This window comes from Xanthomonas sp. NCPPB 1128 (assembly GCF_001043115.1).
Classification (GTDB): Bacteria; Pseudomonadota; Gammaproteobacteria; order Xanthomonadales; family Xanthomonadaceae; genus Xanthomonas_A.
In genome coordinates, this window is record NZ_LFME01000047.1 from 1 (window position 1) to 22,230 (window position 22,230).

At 69.0% G+C, this 22,230-nt stretch carries 25 protein-coding genes; 20 read left to right on the forward strand and 5 right to left on the reverse strand.

Annotation, left to right across the window (positions count from 1 at the left end):
- From ACP93_RS19525 to salA, 6 genes are all read left to right on the forward strand, one after another.
- On the forward strand, nucleotides 1–1,132 hold a 1,132-nt coding region (locus ACP93_RS19525; RefSeq protein ID WP_048492328.1), incomplete at its 5' end, for a muconate/chloromuconate family cycloisomerase.
- A 2-nt stretch (nucleotides 1,133–1,134) separates the two neighbouring features.
- Nucleotides 1,135–1,425 (forward strand): muconolactone Delta-isomerase, encoded by a 291-nt coding sequence (catC, locus tag ACP93_RS19530; protein WP_048492329.1) that lies wholly within the window; start codon nucleotides 1,135–1,137, stop codon nucleotides 1,423–1,425.
- Nucleotides 1,426–1,501: 76 nt separating this feature from the next.
- Entirely contained in the window at nucleotides 1,502–2,440 is a 939-nt protein-coding gene (gene catA / locus ACP93_RS19535; protein WP_048492330.1) for a catechol 1,2-dioxygenase, read from the forward strand.
- 160 nt (nucleotides 2,441–2,600) lie between these two features.
- Nucleotides 2,601–3,794 carry an OmpP1/FadL family transporter gene (locus ACP93_RS19540; protein ID WP_048492331.1) on the forward strand — a complete coding sequence of 398 codons (1,194 nt, stop codon included), beginning with the start codon at nucleotides 2,601–2,603 and terminating at the stop codon, nucleotides 3,792–3,794.
- An 18-nt stretch (nucleotides 3,795–3,812) separates the two neighbouring features.
- On the forward strand, nucleotides 3,813–4,532 hold the full coding sequence (locus ACP93_RS19545; protein ID WP_048492332.1) for an alpha/beta fold hydrolase: 720 nt from the start codon (nucleotides 3,813–3,815) through the stop codon (nucleotides 4,530–4,532).
- Nucleotides 4,533–4,554: 22 nt separating this feature from the next.
- Nucleotides 4,555–5,841, forward strand: a complete 1,287-nt coding sequence (gene salA / locus ACP93_RS19550) for a salicylate 1-monooxygenase (protein WP_048492333.1) — start codon at nucleotides 4,555–4,557, stop codon at nucleotides 5,839–5,841.
- Between the two features lie 414 nt (nucleotides 5,842–6,255).
- On the opposite strand, the gene ACP93_RS19555 is transcribed toward salA, so the two are convergent.
- Together ACP93_RS19555 and ACP93_RS22070 are read right to left on the reverse strand one after the other, a co-directional pair.
- A complete protein-coding gene (locus tag ACP93_RS19555) occupies nucleotides 6,256–6,738 on the reverse strand; it encodes a YajQ family cyclic di-GMP-binding protein (protein ID WP_019798247.1) in 483 nt (160 codons plus the stop codon).
- 163 nt (nucleotides 6,739–6,901) lie between these two features.
- Complete coding sequence (locus tag ACP93_RS22070; protein WP_162208507.1) at nucleotides 6,902–7,192, reverse strand: hypothetical protein; 291 nt, start codon at nucleotides 7,190–7,192, stop codon at nucleotides 6,902–6,904.
- Here ACP93_RS22070 and ACP93_RS19560 point away from each other — a divergent pair.
- The 5 genes from ACP93_RS19560 to ACP93_RS19580 all read left to right on the forward strand — a co-directional run bounded on the left by ACP93_RS19560 (nucleotide 7,122) and on the right by ACP93_RS19580 (nucleotide 11,409).
- Nucleotides 7,122–8,018, forward strand: coding sequence for a DMT family transporter (locus tag ACP93_RS19560; protein WP_048492353.1), 897 nt, complete (start codon nucleotides 7,122–7,124; stop codon nucleotides 8,016–8,018). The two genes, ACP93_RS22070 and ACP93_RS19560, sit on opposite strands and share 71 nt — an antisense overlap.
- 100 nt (nucleotides 8,019–8,118) lie before the next feature.
- A complete protein-coding gene (locus ACP93_RS19565) occupies nucleotides 8,119–9,126 on the forward strand; it encodes a methionine ABC transporter ATP-binding protein (RefSeq protein WP_048492334.1) in 1,008 nt (335 codons plus the stop codon).
- On the forward strand, nucleotides 9,123–9,818 hold the full coding sequence (locus ACP93_RS19570) for a methionine ABC transporter permease (protein ID WP_048492335.1): 696 nt from the start codon (nucleotides 9,123–9,125) through the stop codon (nucleotides 9,816–9,818). The genes ACP93_RS19565 and ACP93_RS19570 overlap by 4 nt, the downstream gene beginning before the upstream one ends.
- A gap of 210 nt (nucleotides 9,819–10,028) precedes the next feature.
- Entirely contained in the window at nucleotides 10,029–10,832 is an 804-nt protein-coding gene (locus ACP93_RS19575; protein WP_048492336.1) for a MetQ/NlpA family ABC transporter substrate-binding protein, read from the forward strand.
- 13 nt (nucleotides 10,833–10,845) lie between these two features.
- On the forward strand, nucleotides 10,846–11,409 hold the full coding sequence (locus tag ACP93_RS19580; protein ID WP_048492337.1) for a hypothetical protein: 564 nt from the start codon (nucleotides 10,846–10,848) through the stop codon (nucleotides 11,407–11,409).
- 124 nt (nucleotides 11,410–11,533) lie between these two features.
- On the opposite strand, the gene ACP93_RS19585 is transcribed toward ACP93_RS19580, so the two are convergent.
- Entirely contained in the window at nucleotides 11,534–12,163 is a 630-nt protein-coding gene (locus ACP93_RS19585; RefSeq protein WP_048492338.1) for an OmpW/AlkL family protein, read from the reverse strand.
- A gap of 182 nt (nucleotides 12,164–12,345) precedes the next feature.
- Between ACP93_RS19585 and ACP93_RS19590 the strand changes: the two genes are divergently transcribed.
- On the forward strand, nucleotides 12,346–12,885 hold the full coding sequence (locus ACP93_RS19590) for a DNA-deoxyinosine glycosylase (RefSeq protein WP_048492339.1): 540 nt from the start codon (nucleotides 12,346–12,348) through the stop codon (nucleotides 12,883–12,885).
- A 165-nt stretch (nucleotides 12,886–13,050) separates the two neighbouring features.
- Here ACP93_RS19590 and ACP93_RS19595 read toward each other — a convergent pair whose 3' ends face one another.
- Nucleotides 13,051–13,794, reverse strand: a complete 744-nt coding sequence (locus ACP93_RS19595) for a hypothetical protein (protein WP_048492340.1) — start codon at nucleotides 13,792–13,794, stop codon at nucleotides 13,051–13,053.
- Between the two features lie 220 nt (nucleotides 13,795–14,014).
- On the opposite strand from ACP93_RS19595, the gene aceF reads away from it, so the two are divergent.
- The 3 genes from aceF (at nucleotide 14,015) to ACP93_RS19610 (ending at nucleotide 18,043) form a co-directional block, all read left to right on the forward strand.
- Nucleotides 14,015–15,769 carry a dihydrolipoyllysine-residue acetyltransferase gene (aceF, locus tag ACP93_RS19600; RefSeq protein WP_048492341.1) on the forward strand — a complete coding sequence of 585 codons (1,755 nt, stop codon included), beginning with the start codon at nucleotides 14,015–14,017 and terminating at the stop codon, nucleotides 15,767–15,769.
- A 132-nt stretch (nucleotides 15,770–15,901) separates the two neighbouring features.
- The gene (lpdA, locus tag ACP93_RS19605; protein ID WP_048492342.1) at nucleotides 15,902–17,698 is read left to right on the forward strand and encodes a dihydrolipoyl dehydrogenase; all 1,797 of its coding nucleotides are present in this window, start codon (nucleotides 15,902–15,904) and stop codon (nucleotides 17,696–17,698) included.
- Nucleotides 17,699–17,755: 57 nt separating this feature from the next.
- Nucleotides 17,756–18,043 carry a hypothetical protein gene (locus tag ACP93_RS19610; protein WP_048492343.1) on the forward strand — a complete coding sequence of 96 codons (288 nt, stop codon included), beginning with the start codon at nucleotides 17,756–17,758 and terminating at the stop codon, nucleotides 18,041–18,043.
- Between the two features lie 126 nt (nucleotides 18,044–18,169).
- Here the strand turns inward: ACP93_RS19610 and ACP93_RS19615 are convergent, their stop codons facing one another.
- Nucleotides 18,170–18,982, reverse strand: coding sequence for a porin family protein (locus ACP93_RS19615; RefSeq protein WP_048492344.1), 813 nt, complete (start codon nucleotides 18,980–18,982; stop codon nucleotides 18,170–18,172).
- Between the two features lie 446 nt (nucleotides 18,983–19,428).
- Between ACP93_RS19615 and ACP93_RS19620 the strand changes: the two genes are divergently transcribed.
- The 5 genes from ACP93_RS19620 to ACP93_RS19640 all read left to right on the forward strand — a co-directional run bounded on the left by ACP93_RS19620 (nucleotide 19,429) and on the right by ACP93_RS19640 (nucleotide 22,106).
- Nucleotides 19,429–19,794: an ATP synthase subunit I gene (locus ACP93_RS19620; protein ID WP_106407148.1), complete on the forward strand. Its 366-nt coding sequence runs from the start codon at nucleotides 19,429–19,431 to the stop codon at nucleotides 19,792–19,794.
- 26 nt (nucleotides 19,795–19,820) lie between these two features.
- Nucleotides 19,821–20,615 carry a F0F1 ATP synthase subunit A gene (gene atpB / locus ACP93_RS19625; protein ID WP_048492346.1) on the forward strand — a complete coding sequence of 265 codons (795 nt, stop codon included), beginning with the start codon at nucleotides 19,821–19,823 and terminating at the stop codon, nucleotides 20,613–20,615.
- 77 nt (nucleotides 20,616–20,692) lie between these two features.
- Nucleotides 20,693–20,992: a F0F1 ATP synthase subunit C gene (atpE, locus tag ACP93_RS19630; protein WP_010340497.1), complete on the forward strand. Its 300-nt coding sequence runs from the start codon at nucleotides 20,693–20,695 to the stop codon at nucleotides 20,990–20,992.
- Nucleotides 20,993–21,106: 114 nt separating this feature from the next.
- Entirely contained in the window at nucleotides 21,107–21,577 is a 471-nt protein-coding gene (locus ACP93_RS19635; RefSeq protein ID WP_048492347.1) for a F0F1 ATP synthase subunit B, read from the forward strand.
- A gap of 1 nt (nucleotide 21,578) precedes the next feature.
- Nucleotides 21,579–22,106: a F0F1 ATP synthase subunit delta gene (locus tag ACP93_RS19640; RefSeq protein ID WP_048492348.1), complete on the forward strand. Its 528-nt coding sequence runs from the start codon at nucleotides 21,579–21,581 to the stop codon at nucleotides 22,104–22,106.
- Nucleotides 22,107–22,230 lie beyond the last annotated feature (124 nt).

The window sequence follows — 22,230 nt, forward strand, 5'->3', positions numbered from 1 at the left end:
CGAGACCCTGTTGCTCGACCTGCCGACGATCCGCCCGCACCGCCTGTCGGTGGCGACCATGCAGGGCCAGACCCTGATGCTGGTGCGCCTGCACTGCTCCGACGGCATGGTCGGCCTGGGCGAAGGCACCACCATCGGCGGCCTGGCCTACGGCGCGGAGAGCCCGGAAGGCATGAAGCTGGCGATCGACCGCTACCTGGCGCCGCTGCTGGCCGGCGCCGACGCCACCGGCGTGCAGGCGCTGATGCAGCGCATCGGCAAGCAGGTCAAGGGCAATCATTTCGCCAAGTGCGCGGTGGAGACGGCGCTGCTGGACGCGCAGGGCAAGCGCGTCGGGCTGCCGCTGAGCGAGTTGCTGGGCGGGCGCCTGCGCGAGCGCCTGCCGGTGGCCTGGACCCTGGCTTCGGGCGACACCGCGCGCGACATCGCCGAGGCCGAGCAGATGCTGGACCTGCGCCGGCACCAGGTGTTCAAGCTGAAGATCGGCGCGCGGCCGCCGGCCGAGGACATCGCCCACGTGGCCGCGATCAAGCGTGCGCTGGGCGCACGTGGCGCGGTGCGGGTCGACGTCAACATGGCCTGGAGCGAGGCCGAGGCGGTGCGGGCGCTGCCGGCGCTGGCCGATGCCGGCTGCGAGCTGGTCGAGCAGCCGGTGGCCTCGCGCGAGGCGATGCAGCGGCTGATGCAGCGCTTCCCGCTGGCGCTGATGGCCGACGAGATCCTGGCCGGGCCGGAGAGCGCGTTCCTGGCCGCGCGCGCGCCGGCGGCCGACGTGTTCGCGGTGAAGATCGAGCCGTCCGGCGGGCCGATCGCCGCGCAGAAGGTCGCTGCCATCGCCGAGGCGGCCGGCATCGGCCTGTACGGCGGCACCATGCTGGAAGGGCCGATCGGCACCATCGCCTCGGCGCAGGTGTTCGCCACCTTCCCGCAGCTGCAGTGGGGCACCGAACTGTTCGGGCCGCTGCTGCTGACCGAGCCATTGCTGACCGAGCCGCTGCGCTACGCCGACTTCCACCTGCACCTGCCCGCCGGCCCCGGCCTGGGCATCGCGCTGGACGAGGCGCAGGTGCAGGCCTTCCGCCGCGATCGCGGCCGCAGCGTGGTGGCGATGAGCGCCACCGTGGAGGACTGATCATGCTGTTCCACGTGACCATGGACGTACAGCTGCCCGCCGACATGCCGCCGGAGCGTGCCGAGCAACTCAAGCGCGACGAGAAGGCGCGCTTCCAGGAACTGCAGCGCGACGGCCGCTGGCGGCACATCTGGCGGGTGGTCGGGCAGTACGCCAACGTCAGCATCTTCGACGTGGCCGACAACGCCGAATTGCACGCGCTGCTGCTGTCGCTGCCGCTGTTCCCCTACATGCGCATCGCGGTCACCCCGCTGTGCCGCCATCCCTCGTCGCTGTACGAGGACGATCGCTAGTTCCGCTGCGGACGCTCCCTCGGGAGGGGACGTGTCTCGGCCGCCATCGCCACCACGAGAAAGGAAGGGCATCACCATGAGCGTCAAGATCTTCGCCACCCCCGATGTGCAGGCGTTCCTGCGCCAGGTCAGCGGGCTGGACATGCCGGGCGGCGCGCCGCGGGTGAAGCAGATCGTGCACCGCGTGCTCTCGGATCTGTTCCGCAGCATCGACGAGTTGGACATCACCCCCGACGAGTACTGGGCGGCGATCGCCTGGCTCAACGACCTGGGCGCGGCCGGGCAGGCCGGGCTGATCTCGCCCGGGCTGGGCCTGGATCATTTCCTGGATCTGCGCCTGGACGCCATCGACGCCGAACTGGGCATCGACAATCCCACCCCGCGCACCATCGAGGGCCCGCTGTACGTGGCCGGTGCGCCGGTGGCGCACGGTTTCGCCCGGCTCGACGACGGCAGCGACGAAAACGGCCACACCCTGGTCATGCACGGCACCGTGTACGACGCCGACGGCCGCCCGCTGCCCGGGGCCAGCGTCGAGGTCTGGCACTGCGACACGCGCGGCTTCTATTCGCACTTCGATCCCACCGGCAAGCAGGCGCCATTCAACATGCGCCGCACCATCCTCGCCGACGGCAACGGCCAGTACCGCTTCCGCAGCATCGTGCCCAAGGGCTACGGCGTGCCGCCGGGCAGCCCCACCGAACGCCTGCTGTTCGCGCTCGGCCGGCATGGCCAGCGGCCGGCGCACATCCACTTCTTCATCGGCGCCGACGGCCACCGCAAGCTGACCACGCAGATCAACATCGCCGGCGATCCGCTGGTCGACGACGATTTCGCCTACGCCACCCGCGACGGGCTGGTGCCGGCGATCGTGGAGCACAGCGACCCGGCCAGCATCGCCGCCAATGGCGTGGACGGCCCATTCGCCGAGATCGCGTTCGATTTCCATCTGACCCCGCTGGTCGACGGCGTCGACAACCAGGCCAATCCTGCGCGTCGCCGCGCGGCTGCATAGCGATCCCGTCTCGCCGCGGCCGGGCGTCGGCCACGGCGACACCCAGCACATCTGTTCCTGGCACCCGCTGCCGCCGCCGTCTCCGGTGGCGGTACGGACCCCTGCGCGCCGCCGGCCGGCGGTACGCATCCACGCATCGGCTCGGAGGGAGGGCCCGATCATGCAGCAGTTTCCACATCCAATGCGCCGCACGGCGCAACCACAGGACAAGCCGCGCTGGACGACGCTTTTGTTGACCATGGCGGCGGTCTCCGGCGGCGCGGCCGCCAACAACGGCGTGGCCTTGCCCGGCTACGGCGCGCAGACCCAGGGCCTGGCCGGCACCTCGATCGCCTTGCCGCTGGATGCGGCGGCCTCGGCCAACAACCCGGCCGGCATGGGCGCGGTCGGCGACCGTTTCGATGCCGACCTCACCCTGATCTCGGCGCCGGTGCGCAGTCAGGTCGGCAATGCCCGCTACAAGGACGATGCGCTGATCCCGGTGCCGACCGCCGGCTACAACCGCCAGCTCAACGACGACCTGAGCCTGGGCGTGTCGGTGTTCGGCCATGGCGTGGCGCTCGACTACGGCACCCCGGTCTACGGCAGCCACGACACCCTGTCCAAGCTGCAGCAGGTGGTGCTGGCGCCGACCCTGGCCTGGCGCGTGGGCGAGCATCAGTACCTGGGCGTCTCGCCACGGCTGGCCTACCAGCGCCTGCACATCGCCGGCCTGGAAGGCATCGGCTTCCAGTCGGCGGGTGCCGACTCCGCGTACGGCTATGGCGTCACGCTGGGTTGGTACGGCCAACTGGCACCGGGCTTGAACGCCGGCCTCACCTGGTCCAGCCGCATCCGCTTCGGCCAACTGCAGCGTTACCGCGGATTGCTGCCGGAAGGCCGCCTGGACCTGCCGCAGCAGGCCGGCGCCGGCCTGGCCTGGCAGCCCAACCCGGCGCTGACCCTGGCCGCCGACTGGCTGTGGATCGATTGGTCCGGCGAGCGCGCCTACGGCAATCGCATCGACCAGGGCGGGGCGCTCGGCGATCCGGATGGCCCCGGTTTCGGCTGGCGCAGCCAGCGCGTGTTCCGGCTCGGCGCCGACTACCGCCTCGACGATGCGTGGTCGCTGCGGCTGGGCTACTCCCGCGCCAGCCGCCTGATCCCCGACAGCCAGGCGCAACTGGCCGTCCTCGCACCGCTGGCGCAGTACCGCCACTACGCGCTGGGCGCGACCTGGCGGCTGTCGCCGGAGCTGTCGCTGACCGGCAGCGTCACCCACGCGCCGGGCGGCTCGGTCGCCAGCGGCGGCGTGCAGGCCGGAACCCGCGATCTCACCTACTTCAATCTCGGCATCGGCTGGACCTTCCGCTGAGCCACACGGAGACGATCCATGCAAACCTATCTGTTGCTGCACGGTTCCTGGCACGACGGCCACGCCTGGGACGGCGTCGCCGAGCATCTGCGCGCGCATGGCGTGCAGGTGCATGCGCCGACCATCGCCGGGCACGGCGCCGGCGCCGACAAGCGCGTCTCGCACGCCGACTGCGTGGCCTCGGTGGTGGATTACGTGCGCCACCACGATCTGCGCGATCTGGTCGTACTCGGCCACAGCTGGGGCGGCAGCATCGTGCAGCGCCTGGCCGAGGAAGCGCCGGAGCGCTGCAAGCGGCTGATCTTCCACAACGCCTTCGTGCTGCGCGACGGCGAGGCGCTGTTCGACCTGCTGCCGCCGCACTACCAGGCGCTGTGGAAGAGCGCGGTCGATGCCGACGGCGGCATCATGCTGCCGTTCCCGATCTGGCGCGATGGTTTCATCGGCGACGCCGACCTGGCGCAGGCGCAGCAGGCTTACGCGCAACTCAGCCCGACCCCGGCACGCAGCCATTTCGACGCGGTGTCGCTCAAGCGCTTCCACGAACTGCAGATCCCGCGCAGCTGGCTCTACGCCACCGACGACGTGGCCCTGCCGCCCGGCGAGTACGGCTGGCACCCGCGGTTGAGTGCGCGCCTGGGCGGCTACCGCCTGGTCAGCCTGCCGGGCAGCCACGAAGTGTGTTTCAGCGCGCCCGCGCGGCTGGCCGAGAAGATCCTGCTGGCCGGCCGCGACTGACGTTCCCCACCGGAGACTCCAGATGAATCCTGCATCCCCCCTGCGCATCGGCATCGTCGGCGGCGGCATCGCCGGCGTCGGTCTGGCCCTGGGCCTGTGCCGCCACCGCCATCTCGACGTGCAGTTGTTCGAATCGGCGCCGGCCTTCGGCGAAATCGGCGCCGGCGTCTCGTTCGGCCCCAACGCGGTGCGCGCGCTGGCCGGCCTGGGCATGGGCGAACCCTATGCCGAACTCGCCGACCGCACGCCTGCGCCATGGCAGGACGTGTGGTTCGAATGGCGCCGTGGCGAGGACGCGCGGCTGCTGGGGCAGACCGTGGCGCCCGGCGTCGGCCAGTCGTCGGTGCACCGCGCCGACTTCCTCGATGCGTTGGCGACGCGTCTGCCGTTCGGGCTGGCCAAGTTCGGCAAGCGCGCGGTCGCCGTGGAGCAGGATGCCGATGCGGCGCGCGTGCGCTTCGCCGACGGCAGCCAGTACGAGGGCGACGTGCTGATCGCCGCCGACGGCATCAAGTCCGCCTTGCGCGGCGAGGTGCTGCGTGCGCTTGGCCACGCGCCGGCGGAGCCGCGCTTCACCGGCACCTGCGCCTACCGCGGCCTGATCGACGCGGCGCGGCTGCGCGCCGCCTTCGCCGCCCGCGGCGTGGACGCGCACCTGGTTGACGTGCCGCAGATGTTGCTGGGCCTGGACGCGCACATCCTCACCTTCCCGGTGAAGCAGGGCCGGTTGATCAACGTGGTCGCCTTCGTTTCCGACCGCAGCGACCCGGCGCCGCAATGGCGTGCCGGCCAGGCCTGGGTGCGCGAGGCCAGCCGCCGCGAGATGCTGGAGGCGTTCGCGCACTGGGGCGAGGCCGCGCGCACGCTGCTGGAATGCATCGACACGCCCACGCACTGGGCGCTGCATGACTTGGCCGAGTTGCCCGGCTATGTGCATGGGCGGCTGGCGCTGATCGGCGACGCGGCGCACGCGATGCTGCCGCACCAGGGCGCGGGCGCCGGGCAGGGGCTGGAGGACGCCTATCTGCTGGCGCAGTTGCTGGCCACGCCGGGTCTGGGCCGCGGCGACCTGCCGGCGCTGCTGCAGGTCTACGAGCGCCTGCGCCTGCCGCGCGCCTGCCGCGTGCAGCGCACCTCGCGCGAGGCCGGCGAGCTGTACGAGCTGCGCGATCCGCAGGCCGGTGCCGACGATGCGCGGCTGGCGCAGACGCTGGCGCAGCGCTTCGACTGGATCTGGACGCACGACCTGGAGGCCGAGGTGGCGCAGGGACGGCGGATGCTGGCCGCGGGCGTCACCGCGGGCGGTTAGACCCGGACTACGGCGCGCGGCTTCGGGCGCACGCGGTGCGGAGACGGGAGCGTGGCTGTGCTGCGCCGTCTCGTTGCGATGTGCCGTATGCGGTCGCGTTGCCCTCCTTGCCCGGAGGAAGTGCGGAGGGCGGCGCGACCGCATCGCTTTCATGCATTGCAACGGCCAGGAGGCGTTCCGGTTGCCATGCCGGAACACCCGCGTCCGCTCAGACCGGATGGCTTGCGCAGGTCGCGACGTGAGTGCACGTTGCTGTGGCGCGCAGCCCTCGAAGGCGAGGTGATACGCAGTCGCGTGCACTCACGCATCACCGGCGAAGACATCGTGCGGTCGAGGCAAGACGACCCGTCGCCAAGCGGTGGTCGTCTTGCGCCCTGGCAAAGGCGTGGTGCGCGAAGCTTTTGCGCGGCGGCCTCAGTCGCGGAAGTTGTCGAACTGCAGCGGCAGCTCGAAATCGCTCTTCTTCAGCAGCGCGATCGCGTCCTGCAGGTCGTCGCGCTTCTTGCCGCTGACGCGCAGCTTGTCGCCGTTGATCTGCGCTTCCACCTTGAGCTTGGCCTCCTTGAGCGTGGCGACGATCTTCTTGCCCAGCTTCTGCTCGATGCCCTGCTTGACCGTGATCTTCTGCCGCGCACCGGCGAGGTTGGTCTCCACGTCGCCGAACTCCAGGCAGCGTACGTCGATGCCGCGCGCCAGCAGGCGTGCGCGCAGGATGTCGGTCATCTGCTTGACCTGGAAGTCGCTGGGCGCGGACTGCGTGATGACCTGGTCGTCCAGTTCGAACTTGGCCTCCACGCCCTTGAAGTCGAAGCGCGTCGACAGTTCGCGGTTGGCCTGGTCGACGGCATTGGTCAGTTCGTGCTTGTCGACTTCGGAAACGATATCGAAGGAAGGCATGGGCGGGTCCTCGGCAAAGATGCCTATCGTAGAACGTGCGGGTGGCGCGTGGGGACGTGCATGTGAGTGCAGTGCGTTGGGTGGCGCCGCGCGTCGCGACGGAAGGGCAGCTCTAACAACGACGAAAGGCCATTTTTAGGAGCGGCTTCAGCCGCGACAGGCCTTACCGGGAATGCCCGTCGCGGCTGAAGCCGCTCCTACAATCGCGGCGATGCATCATGCCGAGCCGCGGCAATAACGCGCTATTAAAAGTGCCTTGAAGTCGCTCCTGCAGCAGGCAGCACTGGCCGGCACGCCGCCTGGAGCCATGTGGGAGGGACTTCAGTCCCGACGCGATGGTCTCCGGCACCACGCGCAGCGCCGATCGCGGCGATAATGCGCCGATGCCCACATCCCGTTCCAATGCCGCCGCCGCTGCGTGGATGATCGCCGCGGTCGCGTTCTTTTCGCTCATGGATGCGTCCATGAAACAGCTCAGCACGCATTATCCGGCGCTGCAGGTGGCGGCGCTGCGCGGCGGCGCCTCGCTGCCGTTCGTGCTGGTGTGGGTGCTGGCCAGCGCCGGGCCGCGCGCGATCTGGCCGGTGCGCTGGGGCTTGCACCTGCTGCGCGGCGTGCTCGGCATCGCCATGATCGGCTGCTTCGCCTGGGCCTTGCGCAGCCTGCCGCTGTCCACCGCCTACACCATCTACTTCGTCGCGCCGCTGCTGGTGGCGGCGCTGTCGGTGCCGCTGCTCGGCGAATACGTGGGCCCGCGGCGCTGGGCGGCGATCGGCGTCGGCCTGGTCGGCGTGCTGGTGGTGCTGCGCCCCGGCATGGACGGGTTCGTCTCGCTGCCCGGGCTGATGGTGCTGCTGGCGGCCGTCGCGTATGCGGTCGCCTCGGTGCTGGTCAGCCTGCTGGCGCGCACCGACACGCCGCAGTCGCTGGTGGTGTGGTTCCTGCTGATCATGGCGCTCGGTGCCGGCGCGCTGGCGCTGCCGGACTGGGCCCCGCTGCGTCAGGCCGATACCGGCTGGATCGCAGGCATGGGCCTGGCCGGGGCGCTGGGCCAGGTGGCGCTGACCCAGGCGTTCCGCCGCGGCGATGCCTCGCTGGTCGCGCCGCTGGAGTACAGCGGCCTGCTGTGGGTGATCCCCTGGGACTGGCTGCTGTGGCGCAAGCTGCCCGACGCCTGGACCTGGGTGGGCGGGGCGATCATCGTCGCCAGCGGCCTGTACCTGCTGCACCGCGAGCGGATCCGCGCGGTGGCGCATCCGCCGCCGCAGGCACGTCCCTAGCCGGCCCCGCAATGCGCGCCTACGTTAGAATCGAATGGAATAACGCACGCCATCCTGGCCTGCTAGGCTTTGCGCCCCCCGTCGCTGCCGGTCCCGCGCGTTGATCCAGTTCGAGCGCCTGCACAAGTCCTATTCCGTCGCCGGCCAGCCGGTCGTGGCGCTGCATCCGCTCGACCTGCGCATCGAGGCCGGCGAGGTATTCGGCATCATCGGTCACTCCGGCGCCGGCAAGTCGACCCTGATCCGGCTGATCAACCGGCTCGAGGAGCCCAGCGGCGGGCGCCTGATCATCGACGGCGAAGACGTCACCGCGCTGGATCGCGCCGGGCTGCGCACGTTGCGCCAGCGCGTGGGCATGATCTTCCAGCACTTCAACCTGCTGTCCTCGCGCACGGTCGCCGGCAACGTCGCGTTCCCGCTGGAACTGGCCGGCACGCCGCGCGCGGAGATCGACGCGCGGGTGGCCGAACTGCTGGAGCGGGTGGGGCTGGCCGCGCATGCCGGCAAGTACCCGGCACAGCTGTCGGGTGGGCAGAAGCAGCGCGTCGGCATCGCCCGCGCCCTGGCCACGCGCCCGCGCATCCTGCTGTGCGACGAGGCGACGAGCGCGCTGGATCCGCAGACCACCGCCTCGGTGCTGGCGCTGCTGGCGCAGATCAATCGCGAGCTGGGCCTGACCATCGTGCTGATCACCCACGAGATGGAAGTGATCCGTCGCGTCTGCGATCGCGTGGCGGTGCTCGATGCCGGACATCTGGTCGAGAGCGGGCCGGTCACCGAGGTGTTCCTGCATCCGCAGCATCCGACCACCAAGCGCTTCGTCTCCGAAGCCGAGCATGTCGACGAGGCCGAGCTGTACCGCGATTTCACCGCGGTGGACGGGCGCATCCTGCGCCTGACCTTCCTCGGCACCGACACCTACGCGCCGCTGCTCGGGCGCATCGCCCGCGCCACCGCGGTGGACTACAACATCCTGTCCGGGCGCATCGACCGGATCAAGGACACCCCTTACGGCCAACTGACCGTGGCCCTGGTCGGTGGCGACATGGATGCGGCGCAGGCCGCCTTCGTCGCCGCCGGCGTGCATGTGCAGGAGCTGCGCCGATGAGTCCGTTCGCCACCGCCGCCGCCGGCTTCTTCCGCAATCTCGATGCCGGCAAGTGGGGCGAGATCGGCCGCGCCACCGTCGACACCCTGCTGATGCTCGGCGGCTCGTTGCCGCTGACCCTGCTGATCGGCCTGCCGCTGGGCGTGCTGCTGTTCCTCACCGGCCCGCGCCAGACCCACCAGAAGCCGCTGCTGTACGGTGGCCTGGCCCTGGTGATCAACGTGCTGCGCTCGGTGCCCTTCATCATCCTGATGATCGCGATGATCCCGCTGACGCTGTGGGCGATGGGCACCTCGCTGGGCGTGCGCGGCGCGATCCTGCCGCTGGTGGTGGGCGCGGCGCCGTTCTACGCGCGGCTGGTGGAGACCGCGCTGCGCGAAGTGGACCGCGGCGTGGTCGAGGCCAGCCTGGCGATGGGCGCGACCACCTGGCAACTGGTGACGCGGGTGCTGCTGCCGGAAGCGCGGCCGGGCCTGATCGCCGGCGCCACGGTGACCACCATCGCGCTCATCGGCTTCACCGCGATGGGCGGCGCGATCGGTTCCGGCGGTCTCGGCGACCTGGCCTACCGCGACGGCTACCAGCGCTCGCACGCCGATGTGGCCCTGGTGACGGTGGTGATCCTGCTGCTGCTGGTGCAGGCGCTGCAGATGCTCGGCGACCGCCTGGTCGCGCATTACAGCCGGCGTTGAGGCCCTGCGTGCTGCGGTAGGAGCGACTTCAGCCGCGACCGCTGGCGGTAGAGCGGCCGCGGTGCCGGATCGCATACGACGGGGCGAGCGCCGCGCCTGCTACAAGACGCAATCCCACGCCTTTCGCCGCAGACCGAGGCTAGGTCTGCTAGCGTGCTGACAGCCTCGGCCGCTGCCCTTCTCCTCCCCCCGTTTCCCCGGATACCTGCCATGACCCGATTCCCGTTCCGCCTCCTGCTCGCCAGCGCCGTGCTCGTCCTCGGCGGCTGCGGCAAGCCCGATGCCGGCGCCGCCAGCGACCACCTCAGCGTCGCCGCCACCGCGGTGCCGCACGCCGAGATCCTGGAGGTGGTCAAGCCGATGCTGGAGCAGCAGGGCGTGACCCTGGACGTGCGCGTGTTCAACGACTACGTGCAGCCCAACGACCAGGTGGTGCAGAAGCAGATCGACGTGAACTACTTCCAGACCGAGCCCTACCTGCAGGCCTACAACCGCGACCGCAAGAGCAACCTGGTGACCGTGGTCGGCGTGCACATCGAGCCGTTCGGCGCCTACTCGCGCCGCTACAAGTCGCTGGACGCGCTGCCGCAGGGCGCCGACGTGGTGATCCCCAACGACCCCAGCAACAACAGCCGCGCGCTGATCCTGCTGGACAAGGCCGGCGTCATCAAGCTCAAGGATCCGAGCAACGCGCTGTCCACCCAGCGCGACATCGTCGCCAATCCCAAGCAGCTGAAATTCCGCGAGCTGGATTCGGCGATGCTGCCGCGGGTGCTGGACCAGGTCGACCTGGCGCTGATCAACACCAACTACGCGCTCGATGCCGGGCTCAATCCGACCCGCGATGCGTTGGCGATCGAGAGCAAGGACTCGCCCTACGTGAACTTCCTGGTCGCGCGTCCCGACAACAAGGACGATCCGCGCGTGCAGAAACTGGCCAAGGCGCTGACCAGCCCGGAAGTGAAGGCCTTCATCCAGCGCAAGTACCAGGGCGCGGTGCTGCCGGCGTTCTGATCGGGCCACGCGCATGCCGCTGCTGCTGGCCATTCCGCTGGCGATCGTGATCGCGCTGGCGGTGACCGCGGTGCTGTTGCCGCTGTCGCTGCTGCAGCGGTTCCGCGTGGGCACGGCGCGGCGCCAGGCGCGCGGCTGGCTGGTCGCGGTGCAACTGTGGTCGGCGCTGCTGTCGAGCGCGGTGTTGCTGGTCTTCGCGCTGATCGCGGCGCACTGGTGGCCCGGTGCGGCGATGCATGCGTTGGCCGGCTGGGGCATCGGCGTGCTGCTGGGCGCGCTCGGCATCGTCGCCACGCGCTTTGAGCCGCTGCCGCACGGGCTGCACTACACGCCGAACCTGTGGTTGGTGTTGGGCCTGACCGCGTTGGTGGCGGTGCGCATCGGTGCCGGGCTGTGGCAGGGCTGGCGCAGTCTGATCGATGGTGCAGTGTGGCCGACCGAGGGCTGGATGAGTCACGCCAGCCTGCTGGCCGCCGCGGCCTTGCTGCTCGGTTATGCCTGCGCCTATGCCTGGCTGTTGCGGCGGCGCCTGCGCCGTTTCGACCGCTACCGCGGTTTCGATCGCTCGCCGCGCTGAAGGCGCCCGCGTCTGCGTGCACGCGCAATGCTGTTTCGCTGGTCGCGCGCGCTCGATCCAGCGCACGCACAAAAACAAACGGGCCCTTGCGGGCCCGTTTGCAGTACGACTGGAGACGTGACGCTTAGAAGCGTGCGCCGACGCCGAAGCTGAACAGCCACGGATCCAGCTTCAGGTCTTCGCCGGTGCCTTCGCCGGCCACCTTCAGCTCCGGACGCGAGTGCATGTAGCGCGCATCGGCACGGGCGAACCAGGTGGAGTTGATGTTCATGTCCACGCCGACGGTGCCGATGGCGCCCTTGGCGGTGTCCAGGCTAACGTGCTGGTCGGCGTTGAGGCCGGCGAGCTTCTCGTTGCTGAAGTTGGACTCGTAGTAACCGACGCCGACGAACGGACGGAACACGTTGTCCGCCTGGCCGAAGTGGTACTGGCCGCTCAGCGCGATCGGCTGCTGCTCGACGGTGCCGACCTTGCCGACGCCGTCGGCCTTGACGCGGTGGTTGAACTTGTCGGCAGCGCCCCACAGTTCGACCGCCCAGTTGTCGTCGATCAACCAGCTGGCGCTGATGGTCGGCGCCGGGCCGCCATCGACGTCGAGGCCGGCCGCCGGCTTGGAGTGCGGGTCGAGCAGGGTCGCGCTGCCGACGACGGAGAAGTGCTTGCCGGACGCGGTATCGGCATCCTGTGCGAATGCGGCGGGCGCAAACGCAAGGGCGGAAACGACAGCCAGGCTCAGGATCTGAATGGACCGCATGGGATATCTCCTCATCTTTTTCTTGTGGGGCCACGGGAGTGGGCGCGCACACCGTATCGATGAGAAGATGAATCGTCGCCGACCCTCGCCAGACGGATGCAGGCGACGTTCAGGCACTTGCGCTCGGCGCTTGAAATAACGAGGTTTTAAGACTTTTGGCTGTTCATCCAGGTGCGTGCGACGTGACGACGCAGCCGCTGTTGCAAGGGCTTCCCGCGCAGATACACGACGATTGCCGCGTGCTGGTACTCGGCTCCATGCCAGGTGCGGCGTCGTTGCAGCAGGCGCGTTACTACGCGCATCCACGCAATCGGTTCTGGCCGCTGATGGCGGCGCTCTGTGGCTTCGATGCGGCATTGGACGCCGAAGCGCGAATGCAGGCGCTGCACGCGGCCGGCGTCGGCCTGTGGGATGTGATCGGCCAGTGTCGACGCCGCGGCAGCCTGGACGCGGCGATCGTGCGCGGCAGCGAAATCCCCAATGCCTTGCCCGAACGCATCGCGCAGTTGCCGCAGTTGCGCGCCATCGCCTGCAACGGCGCGGCGGCGGCACAGGCGTTCGCGCGCTTCGTGCAGCCGCAGTTATCTGAGCGCGATCCGCCGCTGGTGCTGCTGGCGCTGCCTTCCAGCAGCCCGGCCAATGCCGCGTTCGCCTGGCCGCGGCTGTTGCAGGCGTGGTTGCCGCTGCAGCCCTGGTTGCGAGTGCCGATGGCTGGCGATTGAAGGTCGCCTCTCATCACACCAGACGCACATGCGTAGGAGCGGCTCCAGCCGCGACGAGCTTTACCGGCAATGCCTGTCGCGGCTGAAGCCGCTCCTACGAGAGGGAGCGCGATGATGTGTGGCAAAAACGGGTGATTGGAGGTGCCCCGACGTTGCGTCGATGGATCAGCGCCGCGCTCGCAAGCGCAGCCACAGGGTCTGCAGCGCCAGCACGGCGGCCAGCAGCAACGCCACCCATGCCGCGGTCTGCGCACCGGCGAGCGTGCTGGCGGCCTGCTTGATGTAGACCGCCGCCAACGCCCACAGCGCCGCCGCCGCATAGGCGAGGTTGCCGCGCATCGCCCGGTTCATGCCCAGCAGCAGTGCCGCCGCCAGCGCGAACAGCACCAGGCTCCACGGCAGCATCCGCTCGGTCGGCAGCCAGCGGTAGGCCACGATCACCTGCGCGGTGTTCAGGAACGCCGCCAGCGACAACCAGCCGGCGTGCAGCGACAGCGGCAGCCAGGCCCACAGCGTCTGGCCCGGTTCGGCTGCCCGATCGCGCGACAGCCGCAGCGCGGCCAGCAGCATCGCCGCCAGCGCGGTCCAGATCACCGCCAGCGCCAGCAGGAAGTGCTGCTGGGAGAACACGGGCATCCACGCCGCGGTCAGCGCGAAGCCCAGTGCCGCCGGCGCCCGCACCCGCGCCAGCGCGCTGCCACGGCGGCGCCGCGCGCTGGATTGCCACAGGCCGAAGGCCAGGTCGAGCAGGAAGATCACGCCCCAGATCGCGAAGGCATAGCCGGCGGCGACGATCAGGGTCGGGTAGCGGTCGGAGATGGCGCCGTTGGTCGGGCCGAACGCACCGCGTTGCGAGAACCAGGCGACCAGCGGCATCGCCAACGCCATCAACAGCACCAGGATCCGCATGCCTGCCCTCCGGAAATCTGCGGCGAGCCTAGCCGCGGTGCCGTGAAGGCGGCGCACCGGCGGCGGGCGCCGTGGGCACGCAACATGCGCTGGCGTACTGTCCGCCGACAGCGCCAGGCCGCACAGGCGATCGGGCTTTTTTGCCCGCCAAAGGTTGGCGCTGCGGCTGCGGGCCGCCACAATAGGGGTTTCCCCCTCATTAGTTGCCGGAGTTGCCCGCATGGCCGAAATCAAGGAAGCACTTGTCCCCGATATCGGTGACTACAGCGACGTCCCGGTAATCGAAGTGCTGGTGGCCGTCGGCGACACGGTGAAGAAGGACCAGAGCCTGGTCACCCTGGAGTCGGACAAGGCGACGATGGAAGTGCCGTCGCCGTTCGCCGGCGTGGTCAAGGAGATCAAGGTCAAGGTCGGCGACAGCCTGTCCGAGGGCAAGGTGGTGGCGCTGATCGAGGTGGCCGAGGGTGGCGCCAGTGCCGCACCCGCCGCGCCTGCGCCCGCCAAGGCCACGCCCGCGCCGGCCCAGCAGGCCGCCGCTCCGGCCGCCGCGCCCGCGCAGAATGCGGTCAAGCCGGCCCCGGCCGCAGCGGCGGCCACCGGTGTGGTCGAGGCGCGGGTGCCGGACATCGGCGACTACAGCGACGTGCCGGTGATCGAGGTGCTGGTCGCGGTCGGCGATACGGTGAAGAAGGACCAGAGCCTGGTCACCCTGGAGTCGGACAAGGCGACGATGGAAGTGCCCTCGTCGGTGGCCGGCGTGGTCAAGGAAATCAAGGTCAAGGTCGGCGACAGCCTGTCCGAGGGCAAGGTGGTGGCGCTGATCGAAGTGGCCGGCAGCGATGCCGACGCGCCGGCCGCGTCCGCGATCCAGCCCAGTGCCGAGACCGGCGGCGGCGTGGAGCCGGTGCCGACCTCGTCCGCGCCGGACAAGCTGGCCCAGCGCGAGATCGCCCAGGTCCAGGCCACGGCGCCGGCCAAGGCCGCCGCGCCGTCCGCCACCCAGAGCAGCCCGCCGGTGGCGTTCGACGCCGACAGCGTGCTGCCGCAGAAGGTGCCCTATGCAAGTCCGGCGGTGCGCGTGTTCGCCCGCGAGCTGGGCGTGGACCTGTTCCAGGTCAGCGGCTCGGAACAGGGCGGCCGCATCAGCAAGGACGACGTGCAGCGCTACGTCAAGGCGGCACTGTCCGGCGCCGCGCCGGCCGCTGCGGGTGCCGCGCCTGCCGCCGGCGGCAACGGCCTGAACCTGCTGCCGTGGCCGAAGGTGGACTTCGCCAAGTTCGGCGAGGTCGAGGTCAAGCCGCTGTCGCGGATCAAGAAGATCTCCGGCGCCAACCTGGCGCGCAACTGGGCGATGATCCCGCACGTCACCCAGTTCGAGCAGGCCGACATCACCGACCTGGAAGCCCTGCGCGTGGCGCTGAACAAGGAGAACGAGAAGGCCGGCATCAAGCTGACCATGCTCGCCTTCCTGCTCAAGGCCAGCGCTGCGGCGCTGAAGCAGTTCCCCGACTTCAACGCCTCGCTCGATGCCAGCGGCGAGAACCTGACCCTGAAGAAGTACTTCCACATCGGCTTCGCCGCCGACACCCCGAACGGGCTGGTGGTGCCGGTGATCCGCGACGTGGACAAGAAGGGCGTGGTCGAGCTGGCGCGCGAAAGCGGCGAGCTGGCCAAGAAGGCGCGCGACGGCAAGCTCGGCCCGGCCGACATGAGCGGGGGCTGCTTCTCGATCAGCTCGCTTGGCGGCATCGGCGGCACCGCCTTCACCCCGATCGTCAATGCGCCGGAAGTGGCCATCCTGGGCGTGTCCAAGTCCTCGATCCAGCCGGTCTGGAACGGCAAGGAATTCGCGCCCAAGCTGCTGCTGCCGCTGTCGCTGAGCTACGACCACCGCGTCATCGACGGTGCCGCCGCCGCGCGCTTCACCACCTACCTGAGCCAGGTGCTGGCGGACATGCGCCGCGTGCTGCTGTAAGCCCTGTCGTCACGGCGCCGCGTCCGTCGCGGTGCCGGTTTTCCCCCACTTGCGCGCGCCGCGTGTTTGCGCGGTCGCGCCGACGAACTGCAAACGCCCCTCGCCGCGGCGATGGGCCACAGGAGAAGCTGCATGGCGGTCATTGAGGTCAAGGTCCCGGATATCGGCGACTACAGCGACGTTCCGGTCATCGAGGTGCTGGTCGCCGTCGGCGACACGGTGAAGAAGGACCAGGGCCTGGTGACGCTGGAGTCGGACAAGGCCACGCTGGAAGTGCCGTCCGCGGCTGCCGGCGTGATCAAGGAACTGAAGGTCAAGCTCGGCGACACCCTGTCCGAGGGCGCGGTGATCGCGCTGTTGGAGACTGCCGACGGCGCCGCTGCGGCGCCTGCCGCGGCCCCGGCCGAGGTGCCGGCCAGCAAGCCGCCGGTGGCGCCGTCGCACCGCGCGCCGGCCGAGCCGCCGGCGCCCAAGCCGGCGCTGTCCAGCGGCAAGCCCGCCGACATCGAATGCAAGATGGTGGTGGTCGGCGCCGGCCCCGGCGGCTACACCGCCGCGTTCCGCGCTGCCGACCTGGGCCTGGACACGGTGCTGGTCGAGCGCTACGCCAGCCTCGGCGGCGTCTGCCTCAACGTCGGCTGCATCCCGTCCAAGGCGCTGCTGCATGCGGCCGCGGTGATCGACGAGGTCGCCCATGCCGGCGATTTCGGCGTGGACTTCGGCAAGCCCAAGATCACCCTGGACAAGCTGCGCGAGTACAAGGAAAAGGTGGTCGGCAAGCTCACCGGCGGCCTGGCCAGCATGGCCAAGCAGCGCAAGGTGCGCACCGTCACCGGCGTGGCGTCGTTCGTGTCGCCGAACGAACTGGAGATCGTCGCCGCCGACGGCAAGACCCAGTTGCTGCGCTTCGAGCACTGCATCGTCGCCGCCGGCTCGCAGGCGGTGAAGTTGCCGAATTTTCCGTGGGACGACAAGCGGGTGATGGACTCCACCGACGCGCTGGAACTGCAGGAGATCCCCAAGACTCTGCTGGTGGTCGGCGGCGGCATCATCGGCCTGGAAATGGCCACCGTGTACAGCGCGCTGGGCAGCAAGGTCACCGTGGTCGAGTTCATGGACCAGCTGATGCCGGGTGCCGACAAGGACCTGGTCAAGCCGCTGGCCGATCGCTTGAAGAAGCAGGGCGTGGAAGTCCATCTCAAGACCAAGGCGGCCGAGGTCAAGGCCGACAAGAAGGGCATCACCGTGACCTTCGAAGCGGCGACCGCGGGCGAAACGCCGGCGCTGGCCGCCACCACCTACGACCGCGTGCTGGTCGCGGTGGGGCGCGCGCCCAACGGCAAGAAGATCGGCGCCGACAAGGCCGGCATCAACGTCACCGAGCGCGGCTTCATTCCGGTCGACCGGCAGATGCGCACCAACGTGCCGCACATCTTCGCCATCGGCGACATCGTCGGTAACCCGATGCTGGCGCACAAGGCCACCCACGAGGGCAAGCTGGCCGCGGAAGTGGCCGCTGGCGAGAAGAAGGAGTGGGTGGCGCGGGTGATCCCGTCGGTGGCCTACACCAACCCGGAAATCGCCTGGGTCGGCGTTACCGAAACCGAGGCCAAGGCCAAGGGGCTGAAGGTCGGCGTGGCCAAGTTCCCGTGGGCGGCCAGCGGCCGCGCCATCGGCATCGGCCGCACCGAGGGCTTCACCAAGCTGATCTTCGACGAGGAGACGCACCGGATCATCGGTGGCGCCATCGTCGGCGTGCACGCTGGCGACCTGCTGGCCGAGATCGGCCTGGCGATCGAGATGGGCGCCGAGGCCGAGGACATCGGCCACACCATCCACGCGCATCCGACCCTGAGCGAGTCGGTCGGCATGAGCGCCGAGGTCTACGACGGCACCATCACCGACCTGTACATCCCGAAGAAGAAGTGACGCCCGCGCGACCGTGCCGCCGCGTGCGGTGCGGTCGCTGCGGTGTCGAATCGACGCATGGAGGTCGGCGTGGGGCAGGGCAATCTGTGTCCCGAGCTGCAGGCGTTGTTGCAGCGCGAACTGGCCGGCGGCAACCGTATCGCCGAGCCGCCGCGGCGGACCGACTGGCCACATCCGGGCTCGGTCTTCGTGTCGTTGAAGCGCGACTTGCGCAGCGACGTGGCCTCGCTGCCGGCGACGGTGCAGCACGCGGTCTGCACCGATCCGCACTACGGCTGGCACGACGAGTGCTACTGCACGACGCACCGGCATCTGCTGGTGGCGGGTGCGACCAAGCCGCCCTGAGCGTGTGCCGGTTGCCGCCGCCTCGGCCGTCTGCCAAGTGCCCGCCGTCAAACGACAGAACCCCGCATCGCTGCGGGGTTCTGCATGAGGCCGCTTGCGGGTCCCGAGGGCCGGGTCCCGAAACGATCAGAACGCGAAGGTCACGCCCGCGACCGGGCCCTTGAACTCCTGCTTCAGGCCGACGCTGGCGTTGTCGCGCTTGCGGTCCACATCCAGCTTGAACCAGTCGTAGCCGGCGAAGATGCCGAAGTTGCGGGTGAAGCGGTACTCGACGATGGCGTTGGCGCGGCTCAGGTCGCCATCGTAGTCGCCGAAGTCGCCCCACTTGGTGTTGAGGTACTGGCCCTGGATGTTGAACAGCCAGTGCTCGCTCGGGTGCGCGGTGAAGCGCACGCCGACCACCGGCGCAGCGCCGTCCTCGCTCTCGTCCAGGAAGGTGCCGGTGTAGACCGGGCCCAGGTCGGCGTAGGCATTGGACTGCACCTTGGCCCACTCGGCACCGATCTGCAGGCCCATGCTGAACTGCGGGTTGTCGATCACCGAGTAGTCGTACACCAGGCTGGCCACCTGGTACTTCAGCTCGCCCTTGACGAAGCTGCCCGACGGCACGGTCACGCCGCCCAGGCTGACGTCCTGGCCCAGCTCTTCGCGGCGGTCCTTGTCGAACTTGAAGTAGTCGAAGATCAGGCGCTGGCGGGTGCTGAGGCGGAACACGCCGTCCACGCGCGGCTCCCATTCCTTGCCGCCGAAGTTGAAGTCCTGCGAGCCGGAAATGGCGTTACCGTTGATCACGGCATTGCCGCGCAGGGTGTTGTCGTTGTCCACGTTCATCGCGCCGACGCGCAGGGTGAAGCGGTCGTCGCCGTCTTCGGCGTAAGCGGGCAGCGCGTAAGCGGCGGCGAGCGCGCACGGCAGCGCCAGGGCAAGCAAGTGTTTCATGGGGGACAAGCTCCGTCGTCTTGGGATTCTTTTGGATGAGGCGTCGATGGCAGCGCCATCGCGTGCCGCCACTATCCTTAAATCTGCGTCCACCATTCGTGAAAGTATGGTGGCCCATGCCGCCACGCCCGTCCCAGAACACGCAACGAAAAGAGCCCCGGGAGGACCGGGGCTCGGTGGGTCTGCGCTGTGGGCCGACGAGGATGGGCGCAGTCCCTGTCCGATCAGACAGGGCAATGGACAGAAAGTTCCCCGCAAAGACGTGCTGCAATGCCGCATCCGGCGCCGGCCGCGGGTGGTGACCGTGCTATCGTCTACGGGCGGAGGGGCATTCGGACGCGGTCAGGACTCCTGGCGGTTGTCTCGCAAATTGTCCCATTGCTATAATTCCGCGGCTCGACGGACGCGAAGACGTCCTCAACCCACCACCAATTGCAGGATTTTCTGTGCTGAACTCCGTTGATGCGGGTCGGCGGCTGATGCTGCGCGCAGCGATTTACCCGCTGGTGGCGGTGGCCGTGGTGTCCCTGCTGTTCCTCTTGCTGGGGCCGAAATACGCGATGGGCGCCGCCGCGACCGGGCTGGCGACCGTGGCAGGGGGATGGCTGGCGGCACGCACCGCGCTCGATGGCGGCGTGCAGGCGGCAGGGTCGGCATTGGCACGGTTGATCGTGGCCATGGTGCTGAAGTGGGTGTTGGTGTTCGCGGTGCTGGCGCTGGGCTTTGCCTGGTGGCGGTTGCCTCCTCTGGCCCTGTTGGCGGGTATCGCCGTCGGGCTGATGTTCCAGGTTCTGGCTCTGGCCAGGCGTTGATCGAATCAAGAAAAGGCTCAGGACTCATGGCGGGCGAGGCAGAAACTCCTACCTCCTACATCCAGCACCATCTGCACAACCTCACCTTCCAGGTGCAGGAAGGCGGGTTCTGGCAGGTGCACGTCGATACCATGATCATGTCGGTGCTGTCCGGCCTGCTGATGGTGTTCGGCTTCTGGCTGGCCACGCGCAAGGCCACCGCCGGCGTGCCGGGCAAGTGGCAGGCGTTCGTGGAAATCATGCTGGAGTTCGTCGACCGCCAGGCCAAGGACACCTACCACGGCACCAGCAAGCTGGTGACCCCGATCGCGATCACCCTGTTCTTCTGGATCCTGATGATGAACCTCATCAAGATGATCCCGGCGGACTTCCTGGCGATCCCGCTGAGCTGGGCCGGCGTGCACTACTGGAAGCCGGTGCCGACCGCCGACGTCAATGCCACCCTTGGCATGTCGATCAGCGTGTTCTTCCTGATGATCTTCTTCTCGCTGCGCTCCAAGGGCGTGGGCGGGATGGCCAAGGAATTCCTCACCGCGCCGTTCGGCAAGTGGATGCTGCCGTTCAACCTGATCCTCAATATCGTCGAATGGCTGAGCAAGCCGGTGTCGCTGGCGATGCGACTGTTCGGCAACATGTTCGGCGGCGAGATCGTGTTCCTGCTGATCTGGGTGCTCGGCGGTGCCGGCATCTTCGGTGCGCTGGCCGGCGGCGCGTTCGGCTTCGGCTGGATGCTGTTCCACCTGCTGGTGATTCCGCTGCAAGCGTTCATTTTCATGATGCTGTCGATCGTGTACCTGAGCCTGGCGGAAGACAGCCACTGACGTTTCTGTTTCACGCGTTCTAAGCAACCCTTCGTTCGATTCACCATCCTCAAGCAACTTTGTTCCTGGAGAAAACCATGTACTTCGCCGTCCTGACCAACCTCGCCCAAGTCCAGAGCTCCACCGTCCTCGCCGTCGGCATCATGATCGGCCTGGCCGCGCTGGGCGCCGGCCTCGGTCTGGCCATCATGGCCGGCAAGTTCCTGGAATCGGCCGCGCGCCAGCCGGAACTGATCCCGGTGCTGCAGGTCCGCATGTTCATCACCGCCGGCCTGATCGACGCCGCGTTCATCATCAGCGTCGCGGTCGGCCTGCTGTTCGCGTTCGCCAACCCGATGATCGGCGAGTTCGTCGCGCGTCTGCCGCAGGGCGGTTGATCCCGTCGTACCGGCGTGCGGTCGCCATCGGCGGCCGCCGCTACGGATGAAGGTTCGGACGCGCTGCCGCGCTGGCGGCGCGTCCACCCCGTCACCATTGGCTGAGCGTACCCCATGAATATCGGTCTCACCCTCTTTGCCCAGGCGCTGGCGTTCGCCGGTCTGATCTGGATCGTCGCGACCAAGATCTGGCCGCCGCTGATGCAGGCCATCGAAGAGCGCCAACAGAAGATCGCCGAAGGCCTGGCCGCGGCCGATCGCAGCCAGAAGGATCTGGCGCAGGCGCAGGAAAAGGTCAACGAAGCGTTGAAGGACGCCCGCATCAAGGCCAACGAGATCATCGACCAGGCCCATGCGCGCGCCAACCAGATCGTCGAGGCGGCCAAGCACGAGGCGGTCGTCGAAGCCAACCGGCAGAAGGAACTGGCCCAGGCCGAGATCGACGCCGCGGCCAACCGCGCGCGCGAAGACCTGCGTCGCCAGGTGTCGCTGCTGGCGGTGAGCGGCGCCGAGAAGCTGCTGAAGCGCGAAATCGACGCCAACGCCCACAAGGCGCTGCTCGACGAGCTGGCGGCGGAGATCTGAGATGAGCCAGGCCCTCACACTGGCGCGTCCCTACGCTCGCGCCGCGTTCGCCGCGGCCAGCGATGCCGGCAAGCTCGCGCCCTGGTCGCAGGCGCTGACGTTCTCCGCCCAGGTCGCGGCCGACCCGCGCGTGGCCGCGCTGCTGCACAACCCGCTGTTGCAGCGGGAGCAGGCGGTGTCGCTGTTGGCGCCGGAAGCGGCCGACGAGCAGTACCAGCGCTTTCTGAGCCTGCTGGCCGAAGGCCAGCGGCTGCCGCTGCTGCCGGAGATCGCCGGGCTGTACGACCAGCTGCGGGCCGAGGCCGAGCGCGTGGTGCAGGCCAACGTGACCTCCGCGACGGCGCTGAGCGATGCCGAGGTGGCTTCGCTGAAGGTGGCGCTGAAGCAGCGCTTCGGCCGCGAGGTCGAGATCACCACGGCGGTGGACGCTTCGCTGATCGGCGGCGCGGTGATCGACGCCGGCGACGTGGTCATCGACGGTTCGTTGAAAGGCAAGCTGTCGCGTCTGCAATCCGCACTGGCCCACTAAGAAACGGGAATGGCGAATAGAGAGGAGAGAACCCGGCCCGGCGGCGACGCCACCCGCGATTCCCGATTCCCCATTCCCGATTCTCAAAGAAGCTAACCACACGTCGCCATCCGCCGCTGCGCGA